The organism is Butyrivibrio sp. NC2002 (genome assembly GCF_000702265.1).
GTDB lineage: Bacteria > Bacillota > Clostridia > Lachnospirales > Lachnospiraceae > Butyrivibrio.
On the sequence record NZ_JNKZ01000011.1, the window covers coordinates 96,376 to 115,449 of the forward strand.

Sequence of the window (19,074 nt, forward strand, 5' to 3'; positions counted from 1 at the left end):
GGATATCAATATAATTAACTAAATAATTATAGCATTTTTTCCAAAAAATAGAAACATAATAATTATTGGCAGGTTCTACTCAAGGTTAAACTGTATTGTTTCTCCTCCGAGATCTCCTATAAGACCCAGGCTGTCAATGCTCTTAACCTTTGCAGCATCCATCTGCTTTACAAGTACCATGCTCACCTTGTCACCGGCTTTTATCGTTCCCTTAAAGGTACTCAGATCATTGTCAAGCCATGTAACATTTGTATATCCTACATTCTTGCCGTTTAAAACAACCTGGAAATGAGGATTTCCTTTCTCCATATCAACACTCATATCAGAGCCGCTCGTATTTGATATCCTGAAGTTCAGAATAAGAAGCTTTCTTCCGGCTTCCGCATTTATAACAAATACATCATCGTCATCAGGATATGAACCTGCAACGCTGTAACCGGAATATGTAAGGAATATTCCCTTGGAAAGCTCCTGTCTCATGCCATCAACAGTTTTATCTGTGCTCTGGGCAAGCTCCTCCTGAGAAGAATCTTCCCGCAAAGGCTCTTCCTTATCTTCTGAAGGGTTATCGCCATCCTCAGACTCATCCGCCTTTTTGTTGTCTTCGGCCTTTGTTTCCTCTTTGGCAGTTTCACTATCTTCTGTTTTTTCTTCGTCGTCTGTTTTTTCAGTATCAGACGCTGCCACTTCTCCCTGTTTTAATTCATCCTCATATTCATCAAGCAGCTTTGAAATATCATCTTCATCTTCGCCATCTGATGAAACATCAACCTTTACCTGATCATCGGATTTTTCCTCTGATGAAGAATCCGTTTTGCTCTCATCCGTGGTCTGTGGCTTTTCTGTATCAGTCTCATCCAGCTTTGCGACATCTTCTGTTTCTTCTGATCCATCTGTTTCAGGATTAAGCTCTGCATTTTCAACAGCCTCCTGATTAAGCGCATCTCTCTCAGCTTTTCGCTTCTCTCTCTCTTCTTTTTCTATCTGTTTTTGAAGCTCAAGCGCACTTATAGACGATAGCCTTTCAACCCCGTTATTTGAATACTTCATAAGAAGGCTCACAGCATACTGTACAGTCTGATCATACTGTTCATCTGTCATTTCCGGAAAAGACGAGCAGCCTGTAAGAAGCAGTGCAGCTGTTAAACTTATGAAAAGTGCCCTCACACTCTTGTTCTTCATAAATGCCTCCTCGCAGAATCACCTGGTTTCAAGATCAAACCAGAATTCCACACCATTATCATAGTTCCTTACACCATATTCCTGGTGCATGGATTCCATAATCGCTTTTACGATTGAAAGTCCGACTCCGCTTCCACCGTAAGCTCTGGTTCTTGCCTTATCGACCTTATAAAACTTCTCCCAGATATGGTCTATACTATCTTCAGGTATCGGGTCTCCGGTATTAAATACCGATACTCTTACTCTGTCTTCGAGCTTTTCAAGCTTTATTTCTATGATGTTATCCCCGCCAATATGGTTTAATGCGTTGCTGAAGTAATTCATAAGAACTTCTTCTGTCTTAAATTCATCCGCCCAAACATATATTGGTCCGTAGTCTGCCATCTGGACTGTGGCATTTTTCTCCTTCGTTAATATTTCGGATGATTTCACATAATTCTTTATAGTTGCTGTTATGTCAAATCTCTCCATATTAACAACATCATTGCCAAACTCAAGCTGATTGAGTGTAAGAAGCTTTTTAACAAGAGTATCCATCTTGGAAGCTTCATCCCTTATTACCTCGCAGTAAAAGTCCATGCTGTCGGGATCATCACTGATTCCCTCCTGAAGGCCTTCCGCATATCCCTGAATAAGCGCTATAGGAGTTTTAAGCTCATGCGAAACATTTGACAAAAACTCCCTTCGCATTTCATCAATTTCTTCTTTTCTTGCAATATCCTGCTTCAGCTCTATGTTTGCTGATTTTAATTCTTTAATGGTAGTTTCCAGCGTCTCAGAGAGTTCGTTTATATTATCGCCCAGGATATCCACTTCATTTTTGTTTTTATTCTTAGACTTGTACTTGGCTTCGAAGTTAAGATTTTTCATCTCACTCAAAATATCAGTAAGCTCAAGTATAGGTCTTGTAACTCTGTTACTTAAATACAAAATGCATACAGATCCGATGATAATGGCAATTAAACCTACGGTTGTCATAAATCTGTTTGATATGCCAACACTCTCTCTTATTCCCGCAAGCGCACTTCTAACCATTACGATATATCCGGAATCGATGACACCCCAGATTTCCAGATATTCAGTGTTCATTCTCATATCTGTCTCTATCTGAATGGTGTAATCATCGGTTTTTTCAATTATTTTCCTGCCGCTTACAACCGGCGCCATTATATCTTCGCCGATCAGATTATCCCACAAAATATGGGCCATATATTCGGCATCACTTGATGAAGATTTGATCATCTGTGAATCCGCATCAAGTACGATAAGTTCTATTCCATACGTATCGCAGATGCTCTGAAGCTCTATGTCGTAATCTTCGGTCTGGAAGCTTCCGTCTGAGGACGCATCATTTATGCTGTCAAAAGCGCTTTTTACCACATTTGTCTGATGCGATATATAAACCCGCTCCAAAAAAGCCTGATTGATTATTATGCAAAAGGCAATCATGCCTGCCATTACCAGTAAAAACAGAATATTGAATTCTGTTCTCAGAGAAAGCTTTACTTTCTTTTCATTTTTATTTTTACTTCCAAAAGCCATCTGTTAAACCTCGAATTTGTATCCCATTCCCCAGATAGTTTTTATCAGCTCTCCCTTTTCTCCCATCTTTCCGCGAAGCTTCTTTACATGAGTATCGATTGTTCTCGCATCTCCGAAATAATCATAATTCCATACGTTGTTCAGAATTTTTTCTCTTGAAAGTGCTATTCCCTTGTTTTCTATAAAATATGACAAAAGCTCAAATTCCTTGAAGCTAAGTTCTATCTCTTTTCCATCGATCGTAACATTGTGTGCAGCTTTGTTGATAACAATTCCGCCTGCTTCAACAATGTCTTCGCTTGTCACCTGTGATGTACGCCTAAGTATCGCATCAACCCTTGCTACGAGGATCTTGGGACTAAACGGCTTTGCTATATATTCATCTACGCCCAGCTCAAATCCCTGAAGCTCATCTCTTTCTTCTGTTTTAGCTGTAAGCATGATGATCGGAACCTTTGAATAAGCTCTTATTTCCTTGCAAACCTGCCACCCGTCCATCTTAGGCATCATAACATCGAGAATAATAAGTGCTATATCATTGTCAGCAAAAAAGATATCCAAAGCTTTTTGTCCATCCTCTGCCTCTACTACTTCAAAATTATTTTTTACAAGGAAGTCCCTGACGAGCTTCCTCATTCTGGCCTCATCATCTACAACCAGTATTTTAAGCTTTGTATCCATATTAACTCACTCTCCCTGATAATAATCGGTCGTATCTTCTATCTTTAATTCTCTTTCCTTTTCACGTACGGCCTTTTCTCTCTCCTGCAAAGACTGCTCCCAATCAGCATATCTGTTTGTAACATTCTGCTTGTAATTAACAATATTATCCGTTTCTGCGTGTAATGCAACATAAAACATCGCACCAACCAAAAAAACAAGCACAATATTCATCGCAACAAGCAGGATCATTGTAACTTTAATATCCCTTTTTTTCTTTACCGGTGTCGTAATTCTGAGCTTGGGATGATATTCATCAGGCAGCGCAGCATTAGTAATCTTGGTACTTACTTCTATGGGTGTGAGTTCATCCTCACTTACTCCTGCTTCGATCAGGTTGTCCCTTAGAAGTGACAGATATGTCCATCCGATCGGTGTAGCAAAAATCTTATTGGATATCGCCTTTTCATATACTTCCTGGAGATCAGAAACTTTAGTTGATCTGACTTTCTGACCCAGTATCTTTATTTTCCTTGCATCAAGTCTTGCCTTATCGGCATCTTCCATGGACAAAAACAAAAATCCCTCAACCGTAAGGTCCTTAGGATCTATCCCGTGACCTATGGTCTTGTTTTCTTCAGGCTCTTTGCCTTTTCCCTCTTCCGGCTTTTTATCGTTTTCATCTTCTTTTACATTTTCTGCCGGTTCAGGCTCTTTTTGCTTTTGCTCATTTTCATCCGGCTGTTCAATTTCAGAACTGTTTACTTCATCTGCCATAACCTTCTCCATAAGCTGCTATAAATACGCTTACACTTCTGGCCTTTAATCTCCAGTTTGGAACCGATAAAGGCTTTGGTCTGTTATTAAAATATCTCTTGTCTTCTGCAGCAGTATCGACAACCAGTGCCCAATATGCCCCATCCGGTGGATTAGGAAGTGTGATCTGAACATCTTCCCAATATACATTTATGGACATAAGCACTACATCATCATGGCCTTTTTTCCTGACATATCCCGCATAAACAACGCTGATAACCTTAGTATTATCATTTATATCCTTGTTGTAAGGATTGTCAGAAAAAACAGAAATATTCGGAAATCCCGACATAGCAGGCTTTAAATCCTTCCTGATAGCAGGATGTTTTCTTCTGAACTGGATCATGTCTCTGTAAAAGTCAAAATACTGTTTGTGCTCATTAAGCCTGTTCCAGTCAAGCCATGAAACCTCGTTATCCTGACAATATGCGTTATTATTGCCAAACTGTGTATTAGCAAATTCATCTCCCGCAAGTATCATCGGAGTTCCTCTGCTGCACATTAAAACAGTGATGGCATTTCTCATCATCTTAAATCTAAGAGACATTATCTCAGGATTATCGGTCTCTCCCTCGCATCCACAGTTCCAGCTTCTGTTGTCATCAGCGCCGTCCGTGTTGTTCCATCCATTAGCCTCGTTATGCTTTTCATTGTATGAAAACATATCGTATAGGGTAAAGCCGTCATGACATGTAATAAAGTTGATAGAGGAATCATATCCCGCATATCCCCATCCATACATATCAATAGAGCCGGTGATACGTCTCACCGCATCGGGCGCTGCCCAATAATCTCCCTTGAGGAAAGACCTGATGCTGTCTCTGTATTTTCCGTTCCACTCAGCCCATCTTCCCCATGAAGGGAAGCTTCCTACCTGATACATTCCACCTGCATCCCAGGCTTCTGCTATCAGTTTGACATCTCCAAGTATCGGATCAAAAGCAAGTCTCTGAAGAAGCGGAGGCTGATCCATAGGAGCGCCATCCTGGTTTCTTCCAAGGATGCTTGCAAGATCGAATCTGAATCCGTCAATCTTGTATTCCTCAACCCAGTAGTGAAGACATTCAACTATCATCTGCTGAACCATAGGATGGTTACAGTTAAGGGTATTTCCGCATCCGCTGAAATTGTAATAATCCCCATCCGGAGTCAGCATATAATATATATTATTATCAAAACCTTTAAAGGAAATAAAAGGACCGTTTTTATTTCCCTCTGCAGTATGATTAAATACTACATCAAGAATAACTTCTATTCCGTTTTCCTTAAGAAGTTTTATCATCTCCTTGAGTTCGAAGCCCTCATGATTATATTCTTCCGATGAAGCATAGCTTGTATTGGGGGCAAAAAAGCTTACTGTATTGTATCCCCAATAATCCAGAAGAGTTCTGCCGTTTACTACTCTCTTATCTCTTGTTTCATCAAATTCAAATATAGGCATGAGCTCAACTGCAGTTACGCCAAGGCGTTTTAAATACTCAACCTTTTCCATTATTCCGGCAAAAGAGCCCCTGCACTTAACGCCGGAAGACTCATGCATGGAAAAGCCTCTAACATGCATTTCGTATATTATAGAGTCGCTCATAGGTGTCTTAAGCCAGGTCGTCTTACCCCAGTCAAAATCCGAGCGCACAACTCTTGCCCTGTAAGCTCCCTCGATATTTCTTGTTTCGCCCCATACTCTCTGCCCTGCAACAGCCTTCGCATAAGGATCAAGGAGTACATGGTTATAATCAAACAACAGACCCTTCTGCTCATCCCATGGACCATCTATACGATAGCCATATTCCAGATTTTCAATCTTAAGGCCAAAAACAAGCATGGAATGAACCTTTCCTATGCGATAGCTCTCCGGAAAGGTAATAGATGCAAAGGGCTTATTGTCTCCTCTGTGATACAAAAGCAGAGTAACCTTGGTTGCACCGTTGGAATAAACCGTAAAATTAACTCCGTCAGTAAGTGCAGTTGCCCCATTCATGTCATAAAGTCCCGGACGAACTCGGAAGCCATTAATCGTATCGGCAGCCACCATCTGGCGCTTATCTTCAACTCTTCGCATCTCCTTGTTCCAGGAATTTACATTTATTATTCCCTTAGGTCTTTGCCTTTTGAATTCAGCCATGAATTTTCACCACTTATTTGTATTTGGTTTCAAGGTACCAAAAACATTTCCCCAACATAATCTTTGTCATAATATACTACTCTAATCATAACATAATTAAGGTGATTATAGCAATTTTATCGCAATAAATTATCGTTTTATTGATTATAAAAAGGAAGTACATCACAAAAAATGATGTACTCCCTTTACTATTTTACATATAAAACGGTATCAAGCCTTCAAATGGAGGTTACCTCTATTTATGCAGGATATGCACCGTTCTTGGTATCTGCCTGTGTAAGGTCAACCTTCTCCTGCTGTGCAAGTCTGTACTTAAAGAAGTCAGTTGCAACCTGAGGGAACAATGCGTATGAGAGAACGTCCTCATCCTGCTGCTTCCACTGCTTGCAGTCCTCTTCGAACTTAGCAAGTCCGGGAGCGAGCTTATCTGCAGGTCTGCATGTGATAACCTCTCTGTCGCCGATGATCTTCTTCTGAACTTCAGGATTGAAAGGCTTAATTGTCTTACCATATTCACCTGCAAGAAGATCCTTTGTCTGGTCTGTAGCAACCTTGTAACGCTCGCCCATAAGAACGTTCATAACTGCCTGAGTACCAACAATCTGTGAAGAAGGTGTAACAAGCGGAGGCTCACCGAAGTCCTTACGAACCCGAGGGATCTCCTCAAGTACTGTATTGTACTTGTCACTTGCATTCTGCTCTTTCAGCTGACTAACCATGTTGGAAAGCATACCGCCGGGAACCTGATACATAAGAGTCTTGATGTTAACACCAAGAACCTTAGGGTCCATAAGTCCGCTAGCAAGGCACTCTTCTCTGTAAGGTCTGAAGTAATCAGCAACCTCAGCAAGAAGCTTCTGATCGAGACCTGTATCAAATTCCTGTCCCTTGAATGCCTCTACCATAACTTCTGTAGCAGGCTGTGATGTACCAAGTGCAAAAGGTGAGATAGCGCAGTCGATGATATCAACGCCTGCTTCTGCAGCCTTAAGATATGTCATACTTGCAACACCTGATGTGTAGTGAGTATGAAGATCGATAGGAAGGCTTGTAGCACTCTTTAATGCCTTTACGAGCTTCTCTGCCTCATAAGGAAGAAGAAGACCTGCCATATCCTTGATACAGATTGAATCAGCGCCCATTGCCTCGATTTCTTTAGCGATGTTCATCCAGTACTCTTCTGTATAAGCATCACCAAGTGTATAAGCAAGAGCTATCTGAGCGTGACCGCCCTCTTTCTTACAAGCCTTTACTGATGTTTCAAGGTTTCTAAGGTCGTTAAGGCAGTCAAAGATACGGATTATATCAATACCGTTAGCGATTGACTTCTGAACGAAATATTCAACAACATCATCAGGATAGTGCTTGTATCCAAGGATGTTCTGTCCACGAAGAAGCATCTGCAGCTTTGTGTTCTTGAAGCCGTCTCTGAGCTTTCTAAGTCTCTCCCACGGATCTTCTTTAAGGAATCTCATGGAAGCATCAAATGTAGCACCACCCCAGCACTCTACTGAGTTATATCCGATCTTATCCATTGTGGGAATGATCGGGAGCATCAGTTCTGTAGGCATTCTTGTTGCGATCAGTGACTGATGTGCATCACGCAGAACTGTCTCTGTAATTTTAATTGGCTTTGCCATAATTATTACTCCTTTACAATATTTTCATCACTTAGTTCCGATACCGAGCATAACGCTCTCACCGGAACAAAGTTCAATCACGGAAATCAGAGACTTCCAATTTCACTTTAGAATACTCCGAATACAGCCATGAATGTACCCGCAACGACTGCGGTACCAACAACACCTGCAACGTTAGGTCCCATAGCATGCATCAAAAGGAAATTGCTGGGATCGTATTCTGCACCGACCTTCTGTGATACTCTCGCAGCCATAGGTACGGCAGATACACCTGCAGAACCGATAAGCGGATTAACCTTACCACCTGTGATAACGCACATAAGCTTACCGAACAGAGTTCCTGCTGCAGTTCCGATTACGAAAGCAATAAGTCCAAGTATAACGATCTTGATTGTTGTGATGTTAAGGAAAGCCTCAGCACTTGTTGTAGCACCAACTGATGTACCAAGCATGATAACTACGATGTACATAAGTGCGTTAGATGCAGTCTCCTGAAGCTGACGAACAACTCCGGACTCTCTAAAGAGGTTACCAAGCATCAGCATACCGATAAGAGGAGCTGTTGTAGGAAGGATCATACTTACTACAATAGTAACTACTATCGGGAAAAGGATCTTCTCAAGCTTTGATACGGGGCGAAGCTGCTGCATACGGATCTTTCTTTCCTTATCTGTAGTAAGAAGCTTCATTACCGGGGGCTGAATGATCGGTACAAGTGACATGTACGAATAAGCAGCAACCGCGATAGGTCCGAGTATCGTAGTCTGATTAAGTTTTGTGGCAAGGAAGATGGATGTCGGTCCATCAGCACCACCGATGATTGAAATTGCTGCAGCCTGCTGATCATTGAATCCCATAGCGATAGCCATGAAATATGCTGAAAAGATACCAAACTGTGCAGCTGCTCCCATAAGGAAGCTCTTAGGATTTGCAATAAGCGGTCCAAAGTCCGTCATTGCTCCTACACCCATGAAGATAAGTGAAGGCATTATAGCCCACTCATCAAGCAGGTAGAAATAATAAAGCAGTCCGCCTACACCATTCGATGACTTATCTATGGACAACATGATGTCCGGATAGATATTTACAAGCAACATACCGAAAGAGATAGGGACCAAAAGAAGTGGTTCGAAATCTTTGGCAATAGCCAGATACATGAATACGAGTGCCACAACAACCATGATATAGTTACCCGGTGTCATTGTGGTAAATGCTGTCTGCTGCCAGAGATTCGATAATGTGTTTACTATGTAATCCATTTAACGACCTCCGTCTAGTTAACTCCTATTCTTTAGTTCATTGTTGCAAGTACACCGCCGGCCTCAACTGAATCGCCTACAGCCACGTCGATACTTGCTACAGTTCCATCCTGAGGAGCAACCATAGGAATCTCCATCTTCATTGATTCCATAGTGACAACTGTGTCGCCCTTCTTAACAGCCTGGCCTACAGCAGCATCAATTCTAAGAACCTTACCTGCTGCACCAGCTGTAACCTTTACAGAGCCTGCGCCTGCACTTGCCTTCTTAGCAGGTGCTGCGGGAGCCTTGGGAGCTGCTGCTCTGGGAGCTGCTGCAGGAGCAACGCCGCCCTGTCCTTCTTCTACTGTTACATCATATACGTTTCCGTTAACGGTAATTGTATAATTTTTCATTATGAAAATCCTCCTAAAAGTAAGCGTTATGCTTTTTTCCAACTACTATTTTTTGAAACCTTGCGGATTGACCTGACAACAAATCCATCTGTACTTGCGCTTCCCTCGTATGCTGCAATTGCGGCTGCAATTACTGCTACAAGCTCTGCATCCTCAGACTCTTCTTCTTTTTCAGCGATCTGAGATGTAACAGCATCCATGGATTTCTGTGCAATGTCCTTATCGTTAGCTGCAGGTTTCTTCTCTGTCATCTTGTTGATCAAGGGGAACAGAGAAATAACAAGAGCGATTATGATAAGTACTGCAAATGCCATACCCATTCCAAGAAGGGTATTAAGGCCTGCACTCTTAAGTTTCTCACCTGTTGAATGATTAACATTTACTGAGATAAGTGTAGGTGTTCCCTTCTTATCAAGGCTGTACTCCAAAGTAGCACTGTGGGCGTTCTCGCCTGTGCCCTTGATAGTAGCATCTACCATTAGTATGCCATCGCGATCGATGTAGTACTTAAGATCAGTAACGCTTATATCATTTGCAAGGGTTTCCTTTGAGCCATATCCAAGTTCGTCTACTGCATCATACCAGTTCTTGTATCCGGCAAAAAATACATCGTAGACTGTTTCATCAAGTGCCTCTTCAAGTTTTTCCTCGAAATTATCGGGTGTAACGTCATTCAAATACCAGTTCTCAAACATACTGTCTTCGATGTTTTCAGCAAATGTATAGAGATTACTCTGGTTGAAAACCTCTTCTTTATATTTGCTGCCTGCAACAGTATTGTACTGAGTAGTATCACCACATGCAGTAAGTCCCAGTATACAAACCAGTGTCACACCCAAAGCAAAAATCTTATGCTTCACTTGTGTAACCCTCCTTATACTGTAGTGTGCTTCTTAGCAGGACGCTCATCGCGCTTGCTGTAAAGCATTTCAAATGCTCCGATAACATATTTTCTTGTATCAGCTGCGTTAATGATAGTATCAACATATCCTCTTGCAGCTGCACTTTCTGAATTATTCTGAAGCTTTGCGTATTCCTCAGCTGTCTTTGCAACTTCTGCAGAGTCCTTACCATCAGCAATGATCTTTGCTGCATGATCTGCATTCATTGTTCCGATCTTGGCACCCGGCCATGAAAAAGTCATATCAGCACCAACTGCCTTGGAGTTCATAACTACGTATGCACTTCCAAAAGCCTTCTCTGTGATAACATTAACCTTCGGAACTGTTGCGTTTGCAAGAGCAGCAACAAGTCTTGAAGCATTTCTTGTTACATGTCTCTCATCACACTTGCTTGCAGCAAAACCTTCAACATTTGTGAATGAAAGAACAGGAATATCAAAAGCATCGCAGAAGTTTACAAAAGATGCTGCCTTCTCACATGCATGAGCAGATAAAGAAGCATCAAACTTCTCCTTAGCCTCTCCGTTCTCGTCATACAGAGCGCTTCTGTTACCAAATACACCAACTGTAGCGCCTGCAAGTCTTACAAATCCTGTAACCATATCTTTTGCATAGCCGCGCTTTGTCTCAAAGAAAGCACCGTTATCAGCGATCTGTGCAAATAAAAGAGCAGGATCTGCAGCACAGTTCTCAAGCCCCTCGCATACGCGGTTGAGGTCATCTGTGCACTCGTCATAAGAATCTGAATCCTCGTTGTTAGAAGGAAGAAGTGAAATAAGTTCACGGATCTGTGCGTAGATTGTTGCCTCATCAGCTACAACGTCAACAGTTCCAACTTCACTCTGCTGCCACTTAGCTGAAGAAGTATCGCACTTTTCTATGCTATTACCTTCAATAGCGTTAGGAGAATTAACAAACAGTTTGCCGTTTTTCTCCTCCATAAATGTAAAATCTGTCATTCCTGTGAATAAAGCAAGGCCGCCGCCACATGAGCCAAGCACTGCTGTTACCTGGGGAATAACGCCTGATGCATCTACCTGCTTGCGATAGATTTCGCCGAATGCATTAAGTGCATCAGTTGCCTCCTGAAGACGAAGTCCTGCAGAATCAATCAATCCAATAACAGGAGCTCCCATCTTAAGAGCTAAGTCGTAGAGATTTGCAATCTTTTTAGCATGCATCTCTCCAACAGATCCACCTAAAACCGATGCGTCCTGGGCATAAACATAAACCAGTCTGCCACTGATAAGTCCATAGCCTGTAACAACACCGTCAGAGGGTGTCTCTGTCTGCTTCAGATTGAAATCTGTGTTTCTTGCTTTTACAAGAGCACCGATCTCAACGAAACTGTTTTCATCAAGCAGAGAATTAATCCTCTGACTTGCCTGAGAAGAACTACTCATTTCTTCACCTCCGTAATATATTTTAAGTTCTAAAGGAATCCACAAATGAATTCCCGCGCCAGGAGCGGGATTTTTGCCATCACCTCCGCTCATAAGCGCGAAATAGCACAACTTAACACAAACTATAGTATAGCACAAAAAAAGTGCATGGAGAATACCATGCACCCTTATTTTATGCGGATTTTATAAAGTTTATATATCAAGTTTAACACTTATTTCCTGCTCTGCTTCCTGCTTGAACTCTTCAACCCTTACTGCATCCAGTGAAGGCAGCTCTTCAAGCGACTTTACGCCAAAGCTTCGAAGGAATTGTTCTGTCGTTCCAAAAAGCAGTGGTCTGCCGGGAGCATCAAGTCTTCCCAGCTCCTGAACAAGATTGAATTCAACAAGTCTGTTAACGGCATGATCACTGTTAACGCCTCTTATTCTTTCAACATCAAGCCTTGTTATCGGCTGTTTGTAAGCAATTATAGACAGTGTTTCCATAAGAGCATCGGTCAATGTGATCTTTTTTGGTGCCTTGGCAACCTTGATAAGATATTCATACATTGAACTCTTTGTACATAGCTGAACAGAATCCTCAAGTTCAATAAGCCCTATTCCGCTGTCCTCATTTTCATATTTTCCCTTTAGATATGCTATCTGTGCTCTCACATCCTTAAGATCCTCATCAAGAGCGTTGCAAAGCTGGGCAATGCTTACAGAGTCACCCATTGTGAAAAGTATCGCTTCGATAGCTGCTGCACCTTCTTCTATTTTCATCCTGTCCTCACTTTACGTATCTGTTTGATATAACAGTTATATCTCCAAAGTTTTCATCCTGCTCTATTTCAATGTCGCCCATCTTCATAGCTTCCAGAATAACCATAAAAGTTACTATTATCTCAACCTTGCTGTGCTGCTTTTCAAGAAGCTGTTTGAAGCTGAACCTGTCGTGTTCTCTGATGTAAGCCTTAACATAAAGTGTCTTCTGATCGATGTCTACAGCTTCCTTCTCTATCTTGCCGAATTTACTTCTGATAGGATCGACTTTATCTTCCTGCCTTCTTAATAGCGCCTGGAATATTTCATTTAGCTTTGCAAGATTGGTATCCCCTATAAGAGAGTCATAATCTATAGGCTCTTCATAGGACATGACTTCATCAGGAATATGCTTTTTCCTGTACATGCGAGTGTCCGCATCGGTCTGTCTGTCCCTTAGCTCATCTGCCATGAATTTGTACATTTTATATTCAAGCAGCTTTTCGACAAGCTCTGCTCTGGGATCTTCCTCTTCTCCCTCTTCATTGACTTCCTTTGGAAGAAGCATCTTGCACTTAATATCCACAAGTGTTGCCGCCATTACAAGGAATTCACTGGTAACTTCCATATCATCCCTCTGCATGGCTCTGATGTATTCCATATACTGCTCAGTAATAACTGCAATCGGAATATCATATATATCTATTTTGTTTTTATCTATCAGGTGTAAAAGCAGGTCAAGTGGTCCCTCAAAAACCTGCAGTTTAACTTCAAGCGCCATACTACCCCCGCACAAAAATTTTTATCTTTCTTTTTTCCTGACCGTCACAAAGCATAGTTCCCCGGGATTATTGAATCTGATAGGAACAGTATGCATGCCAAGTCCCCTGCTCAGGATCATGTGCCTCTCACCAATTGTGAACAAGCCGCCATCATATTTTGGAAAAGGAACAAGCGCAGGAGAAAGAACTCCGCCCAAAAAGGGAAGTCTTGCTATTCCGCCGTGTACATGCCCGGATACCGTAAGGTCAGCTCCCCATTTAGCATATTCTTCAAAGTATCTCGGGTTATGCGCAATAAGAAGCTGAAACCTCTCACTGCAGGGCTCTCCGAAAAATCCGTTTATATATTCATCATCCATGGGATGTTTCCTGAACTTGCTGTAATATTCGTAAGAAGTCTCAAGACCATGTATCTCCATGTTGTATTCTTCAAGATATGTTCCGGTATTTCTAAGGAGCACAACGCCGCGTGATTTTAGTGCATCTTCATAATGCCTGTATTCTTTACTTCTCCAGCCCTCAAGAATGAACATCTTGTATTCATGATTTCCGTTTGCGGCATATACAGGATACTTTTCAGACACAGCCCTTATTATATCAATAGCCGGCCCCATATTCATAGAATGAAGTTTATTCGAAGCCGTTATCATGTCTCCGGCAATGATAACCGCATCGGGATCAAGTGAAAAAATCTTCTTTATAAGCTTTTCGTTATTCTTACCATAGCTTTTTTCATGAAGATCCGATAACAGACAAAAGCTGAAATCCTTCGCGATCTTTTCACTGCTTATCTCATAATTTCTGACAACAAAAGTGTTCATATCATGACAAATGACCAGAACAACAAATATTATTATCAGTATCAGAATGCATAATAAAATTTTTAATATCATGTTTACCCGCTTTTATCTTCAAAAGTTTGTGTAAGCATCAAAGCAAAGAAAAAGCCCTTGATCATCAAACCAAGGACTTTACTTTAAAAATTAATTATATTTACGTTTTCTAGCTGCTTCAGACTTCTTCTTACGCTTAACGCTTGGCTTCTCGTAATGTTCTCTTTTACGAATCTCCTGCTGGATACCAGCCTTTGCACAACTTCTCTTGAAACGACGAAGTGCGCTGTCTAAAGTCTCGTTCTCTTTTACAATTACAGTTGACATCTTCTCTCTTACCCTCCCTTCAGACCCTTCCTTAACGGGTGACCAGGGTTATTTGTTATCTTTTAAGCTATTTGCTCACATAACATTTATACATTATACCATAAATTTTCATGTCGTCAAGCTTCATTTTTTATTTTCAGAATACGCACCAATATGCCGTGTCGCCTTCTATGACCATTTGCTGTGACAAATTAAGGTTATCCCAGTTTTTCCCCTTAAAATATTTTTCATAAATCCCGCTTTTCATAGGGACCTTCTCGAACCTTACTTCATCGGTATTTCTTTGCATTTTGTCTTTATATATAAGCAGGCTGTAGCTTACTATTCCGGATACTCTTTCGTTTATCTGACCATAGGTATAATAAACATTGTCATAATATCTGTCAAAGCTTTCATCTGTACATGTGGCAATGTATTTAACCGTATTTCCGGTATTTTCCTCATACATATTTATTTCATCAAGGACAAGCTCTGCGCATACTTCATCCCTGTCATTTGAAATATAATGATTGACCGCTATCTGCTGACACGAAAACAGCATCAAAAAGCTCATAATGATTCCAAATACTGCAAAATACTCTCTCTGCCCAAAGCAGATAATACCTGTTGCAAGAGGTATTCCCACAAGAAGATAAATAGGAAACAGTATTCTTGCAGCATCTGTCTGTATCATCGGTACAGCGCACGAAAGAAGAAGTGTTGCAACGGTAAGGAGGCAAAAAGTAAGTGCTTTTAAGCCTTCCCCGCGGCGGTAAAACAGATAAATGCAGCATCCTGCCGCTAATACAAACAAGGCAAAAAACAGATACGGAAAAGGAATAAGTCCGCTGCTGTCTTTTAAAAATGCATGAAGTAAAAATACGGGTCTTTTTATAATATCAGTTATTGACCCAAGCTCTATACTTTTGGGAACGTCGCTTGATCCTGTGATCAAATATAATAGGCGCATAAATACTACATTTATCGCACCCGGTATAAATGAGCAGGCAGAGATCAATACTTCCCTTATAAGCAGCTTATTTGAATAGACAAAGTCCTCTTTAAGTGCGGTATAAAAGACTGCATAGATTGCAAACAAAACAACTACTATCTGGTAGGTGAAGCATCCAAGAATTAGAAAGAGCGCGGAAAGCACATATTTTTTCTCTGTAAAACAGTAAAGCGCTATTGCCGCAAACAAAAAGGCAAAGCAAAACATGAAGCATTCCGGAAACATCATAAATTCAGCAAAATACGGACTAAAGAAAGGGAAAATAAGGCATATCTTTAAAAGAGCCTTGTACTTTTCCTCTATTCCTTTCTTACTGCCATTTAGTATTTTTCCAAAAGGAATAAGCGTAATATATGCAGATATAGCAATTACCACTACAAACAGCATATAAAAAAATCTGTAATGCTCTGTCAGCAGAATATTGTTTTTATACAAAAAGCTTTCCAGAAGATACGGAATTACTCTCCCGTACTGAAGCCTGGCATCAATATTTATGAGCGGATTAAAATAATGCGTTATCGTATCTGCGCTGAATCCCTGCCTGTAAAAGCCCTGATACGAAAGCATGATCATGGAGAAACAAAGAAAAAAATCTTTTAGGTTTTCTTTTAAATTTTCGCCTGGTCTTTTCATAATGTCTCTGATAATCCCCCTGATTTGATTGATCAAGAGTTCTTGCGGGCATAAGCGGAAATCGCCTGCAAGAATCCTGCTTTAAAGAGTCATAAGGAATCCACCGCAAGCGGTACCCCCTTATGACCAAGTATAAAATTACTCGGCAAAGCTACTGCTCTGCCGAGTAATTGATTACTTAATCTGTGCTTCGAGTGCAACCTGTGCCTCTGCAATAGCATCAGGAATGCCTGCAGGATTCTTTCCTCCTGCCTGCGCCATATTGGGGCGACCGCCACCGCCACCGCCGACTTTTCCGGCAATAGCTTTTACAAGATTTCCTGCATGTGCGCCCTTGGCAATAGCTCCGTCTGTAGCCATAGCCATAAGGTTAACCTTACCATCATTCTCAGATATAAGAACAACAACTCCGTCGCCGATCTTAGTCTTAAGCTGATCACCAAGATCTCTAAGGCCATTCATATCAACGCCCTTAACGCTCTCTGCGATAAGCTTAACACCCTTGATATCCTTGGCATTGTCTGTCACATCGCCAAGTGCTGCCTGAGCTTCCTTACTCTTTAAAGATTCATTCTCGCTCTTAACAGCCTTAAGTTCTTCCTGAAGCTTCTTTATATGCTCGCAAAGATCAGCAGGTGTTGTCTTAAGCAGTTTAGCTGCCTCATTGAGCTCGCCTTCAGCATTTTTATAATATGCTCTTGCATTGCTTCCTGTAAGAGCCTCAATACGGCGAACGCCAGCAGCAACACCACTCTCAGATACGATCTTAAATATTCCAACATGGCTGGTATTTGATACGTGAGTACCACCGCAAAGCTCGATTGAGAAATCTCCCATATTAACGACTCTAACGGTTTCGCCATATTTTTCACCAAACAGTGCCATAGCTCCTGTCTTCTTAGCTTCTTCTATGGACATTTCCTTTGTAACTACAGGAAGAGCTGCTGCTATCTTCTCATTTACAATGTCCTCTACCTTACGGATTTCTTCAGCAGTCATTGCCTGGTGATAGGTAAAGTCGAATCTGGTCTTATCGGGGTCCTGGTATGAACCTGCCTGCTCTACACCATCTCCAAGAACCTGCTGTAATGCCTTCTGAAGAAGGTGTGTTGCAGAGTGGTTGCGGCAAGTCTTTGCACGGTTTTCGGCATCAACATTAAGAGATACCTTACCGGCAGTCTTAAAGCTTCCTGATACAACCTTACCTACATGAGCAGTTCTTCCGCCTGCAACATGTATTGTCTCAAGAACCTCAAACTTTGAGCCATCTGCTCCAAGGATCTCACCAATATCTCCAACCTGTCCACCCATTGTACCGTAGAAGGTTGTTCTGTCTGTGATGATAGTTCCCTGAGCACCCTCAGAAAGTTCATCAACAAGAGCTTCTTCTCCCGCCATTGCAACAATTGTTCCATCACAACTAAGTGCATCATAGCCAAGGAACTCTACTTTTACAGACTCATCAAGACCATCAAATACTCCTGCACCTGTTGTAAGGTTAGCTGAGAAGTTCTGATTATCTCTTGCTTTCTGTTTCTGCTCCTCCATAGAAGCCTTAAATCCATCTTCATCAACTGTGAAGCCTTCTTCGCCTGCAAGCTCAACAGTGAGTTCTACAGGGAATCCAAATGTATCATAAAGGAAGAACGCATCCTTACCTTCGATTTCTTTCTTACCATTAGCAGCTGTCTTATCAAGAATCTTCTTAAACTCTTTCATTCCGTTTTCAAGAGTAGACTCAAAACGTGTGATCTCTCTTTCAAGCTCTGTCAGAACAAACTTGCGATTCTTATCAAGATGCTCGTAGCTCTCAGCATATTCATCGATGTAGATTTTAGCTACGCCAAGGATCTGATCCTTGTTTAAACCAAGAGTTCTTGCATGTCTTACAGCACGTCTTATAAGTCTTCTTAAGATGTAGCCTGCACCTGTATTTGAAGGAAGAAGCTTAGCTTCATCTCCGATAAGCATTACAGAAGTACGGGTATGGTCAGCAAGAATTCTCATTGATCTTGTTGTCTTTTCATCAGCCTCGTACTTAATGCCGCTCTCCTTCTCAATATATGCGATAACAGGAGCATGAAGGTCAATCTTGTATACGTCATCTGTTCCGTTAAGGAATGCCAGAATACGCTCAAGTCCCCAACCTGTATCAACGTTTTTCTGCGTAAGAGGAGTAAGATGACCATCGTGATGCTTCTCATACTGCATAAATACGTCATTACCGATTTCGGTATATTTTCCACAGTGGCATCCGGGACCGCAGTTAGGTCCACAATCCGGAATATCCTTAACGTAGAACATCTCACTGTCAGGACCGCAAGGACCATATTCAAGTCCCCACCAGTTATCCTCGGCAGGAAGATAGAAAATGTTCTCAGGCTTAAATCCTGACTCTATACGATATTTTGCACCCTCTTCATCTCTGGGAGCATTCTCATCACCTGCAAATACTGTAGCAGCAAGATGATCTGCATCAAATCCGAAGAGCTGAGTAAGAAGCTCGAAACTCCACTGGCAACGTTCCTTTTTGAAATAATCGCCAAGAGACCAGCTACCCATCATTTCAAAGAAAGTGCCGTGGCTCTTATCACCAACTGAATCTATATCATTAGTACGAACACAGCCCTGTACATTGCAGAGACGTGTTCCCATGGGATGCTTCTTACCAAGAAGGTAAGGCATAAGCGGCTGCATTCCGGCAACATTGAACATAACACCTGTTGAACCATCTGATACAAGTGATACAGCGCCGCAGTCCACATGTCCGCGCTCTATATAAAACTGCTTCCATGCCTTGCGCAGCTCATTTGCAGTAAATTGTTTCATTTCATCTATCTCCTATC

At 41.5% G+C, this 19,074-nt stretch carries 16 protein-coding genes; all 16 read right to left on the reverse strand.

What is annotated here, in order from left to right; translation table 11 throughout:
• Nucleotides 1-75 precede the first annotated feature (75 nt).
• The 16 genes from T543_RS07015 to alaS all read right to left on the reverse strand — a co-directional run bounded on the left by T543_RS07015 (nucleotide 76) and on the right by alaS (nucleotide 19,057).
• Nucleotides 76-1,182: a putative sodium/potassium/calcium exchanger gene (locus T543_RS07015; protein WP_035767169.1), complete on the reverse strand. Its 1,107-nt coding sequence runs from the start codon at nucleotides 1,180-1,182 to the stop codon at nucleotides 76-78.
• Between the two features lie 18 nt (nucleotides 1,183-1,200).
• The gene (locus T543_RS07020; protein WP_035767171.1) at nucleotides 1,201-2,724 is read right to left on the reverse strand and encodes a sensor histidine kinase; all 1,524 of its coding nucleotides are present in this window, start codon (nucleotides 2,722-2,724) and stop codon (nucleotides 1,201-1,203) included.
• A 3-nt stretch (nucleotides 2,725-2,727) separates the two neighbouring features.
• The gene (locus T543_RS07025) at nucleotides 2,728-3,405 is read right to left on the reverse strand and encodes a response regulator transcription factor (RefSeq protein ID WP_035767173.1); all 678 of its coding nucleotides are present in this window, start codon (nucleotides 3,403-3,405) and stop codon (nucleotides 2,728-2,730) included.
• Between the two features lie 6 nt (nucleotides 3,406-3,411).
• Nucleotides 3,412-4,161: a hypothetical protein gene (locus T543_RS07030; protein WP_035767176.1), complete on the reverse strand. Its 750-nt coding sequence runs from the start codon at nucleotides 4,159-4,161 to the stop codon at nucleotides 3,412-3,414.
• Nucleotides 4,151-6,259: a glycogen debranching protein GlgX gene (gene glgX / locus T543_RS07035; RefSeq protein WP_051638616.1), complete on the reverse strand. Its 2,109-nt coding sequence runs from the start codon at nucleotides 6,257-6,259 to the stop codon at nucleotides 4,151-4,153. The genes T543_RS07030 and glgX overlap by 11 nt, the downstream gene beginning before the upstream one ends.
• A 302-nt stretch (nucleotides 6,260-6,561) precedes the next feature.
• Complete coding sequence (locus tag T543_RS07040; RefSeq protein WP_035767178.1) at nucleotides 6,562-7,962, reverse strand: oxaloacetate decarboxylase subunit alpha; 1,401 nt, start codon at nucleotides 7,960-7,962, stop codon at nucleotides 6,562-6,564.
• A gap of 107 nt (nucleotides 7,963-8,069) precedes the next feature.
• Nucleotides 8,070-9,221, reverse strand: a complete 1,152-nt coding sequence (locus T543_RS07045) for a sodium ion-translocating decarboxylase subunit beta (RefSeq protein WP_035767179.1) — start codon at nucleotides 9,219-9,221, stop codon at nucleotides 8,070-8,072.
• Between the two features lie 32 nt (nucleotides 9,222-9,253).
• Nucleotides 9,254-9,616, reverse strand: coding sequence for a biotin/lipoyl-containing protein (locus tag T543_RS07050; RefSeq protein WP_035767181.1), 363 nt, complete (start codon nucleotides 9,614-9,616; stop codon nucleotides 9,254-9,256).
• Nucleotides 9,617-9,642: 26 nt separating this feature from the next.
• Entirely contained in the window at nucleotides 9,643-10,476 is an 834-nt protein-coding gene (locus tag T543_RS15185; protein ID WP_051638609.1) for an OadG family protein, read from the reverse strand.
• A 14-nt stretch (nucleotides 10,477-10,490) separates the two neighbouring features.
• On the reverse strand, nucleotides 10,491-11,921 hold the full coding sequence (locus T543_RS07060; RefSeq protein ID WP_035767183.1) for an acyl-CoA carboxylase subunit beta: 1,431 nt from the start codon (nucleotides 11,919-11,921) through the stop codon (nucleotides 10,491-10,493).
• A gap of 192 nt (nucleotides 11,922-12,113) precedes the next feature.
• Entirely contained in the window at nucleotides 12,114-12,683 is a 570-nt protein-coding gene (scpB, locus tag T543_RS07065) for an SMC-Scp complex subunit ScpB (RefSeq protein WP_035767185.1), read from the reverse strand.
• 7 nt (nucleotides 12,684-12,690) lie between these two features.
• Entirely contained in the window at nucleotides 12,691-13,443 is a 753-nt protein-coding gene (locus T543_RS07070) for a segregation and condensation protein A (RefSeq protein ID WP_035767186.1), read from the reverse strand.
• A gap of 21 nt (nucleotides 13,444-13,464) precedes the next feature.
• Nucleotides 13,465-14,337, reverse strand: coding sequence for a metallophosphoesterase (locus T543_RS07075; RefSeq protein WP_051638610.1), 873 nt, complete (start codon nucleotides 14,335-14,337; stop codon nucleotides 13,465-13,467).
• Between the two features lie 90 nt (nucleotides 14,338-14,427).
• The gene (gene rpsU / locus T543_RS07080) at nucleotides 14,428-14,604 is read right to left on the reverse strand and encodes a 30S ribosomal protein S21 (protein WP_022755619.1); all 177 of its coding nucleotides are present in this window, start codon (nucleotides 14,602-14,604) and stop codon (nucleotides 14,428-14,430) included.
• Between the two features lie 136 nt (nucleotides 14,605-14,740).
• Nucleotides 14,741-16,228: a glucosyltransferase domain-containing protein gene (locus T543_RS07085; RefSeq protein ID WP_035767187.1), complete on the reverse strand. Its 1,488-nt coding sequence runs from the start codon at nucleotides 16,226-16,228 to the stop codon at nucleotides 14,741-14,743.
• Between the two features lie 174 nt (nucleotides 16,229-16,402).
• Nucleotides 16,403-19,057: an alanine--tRNA ligase gene (alaS, locus tag T543_RS07090; protein WP_035767189.1), complete on the reverse strand. Its 2,655-nt coding sequence runs from the start codon at nucleotides 19,055-19,057 to the stop codon at nucleotides 16,403-16,405.
• Nucleotides 19,058-19,074: the final 17 nt, after the last annotated feature.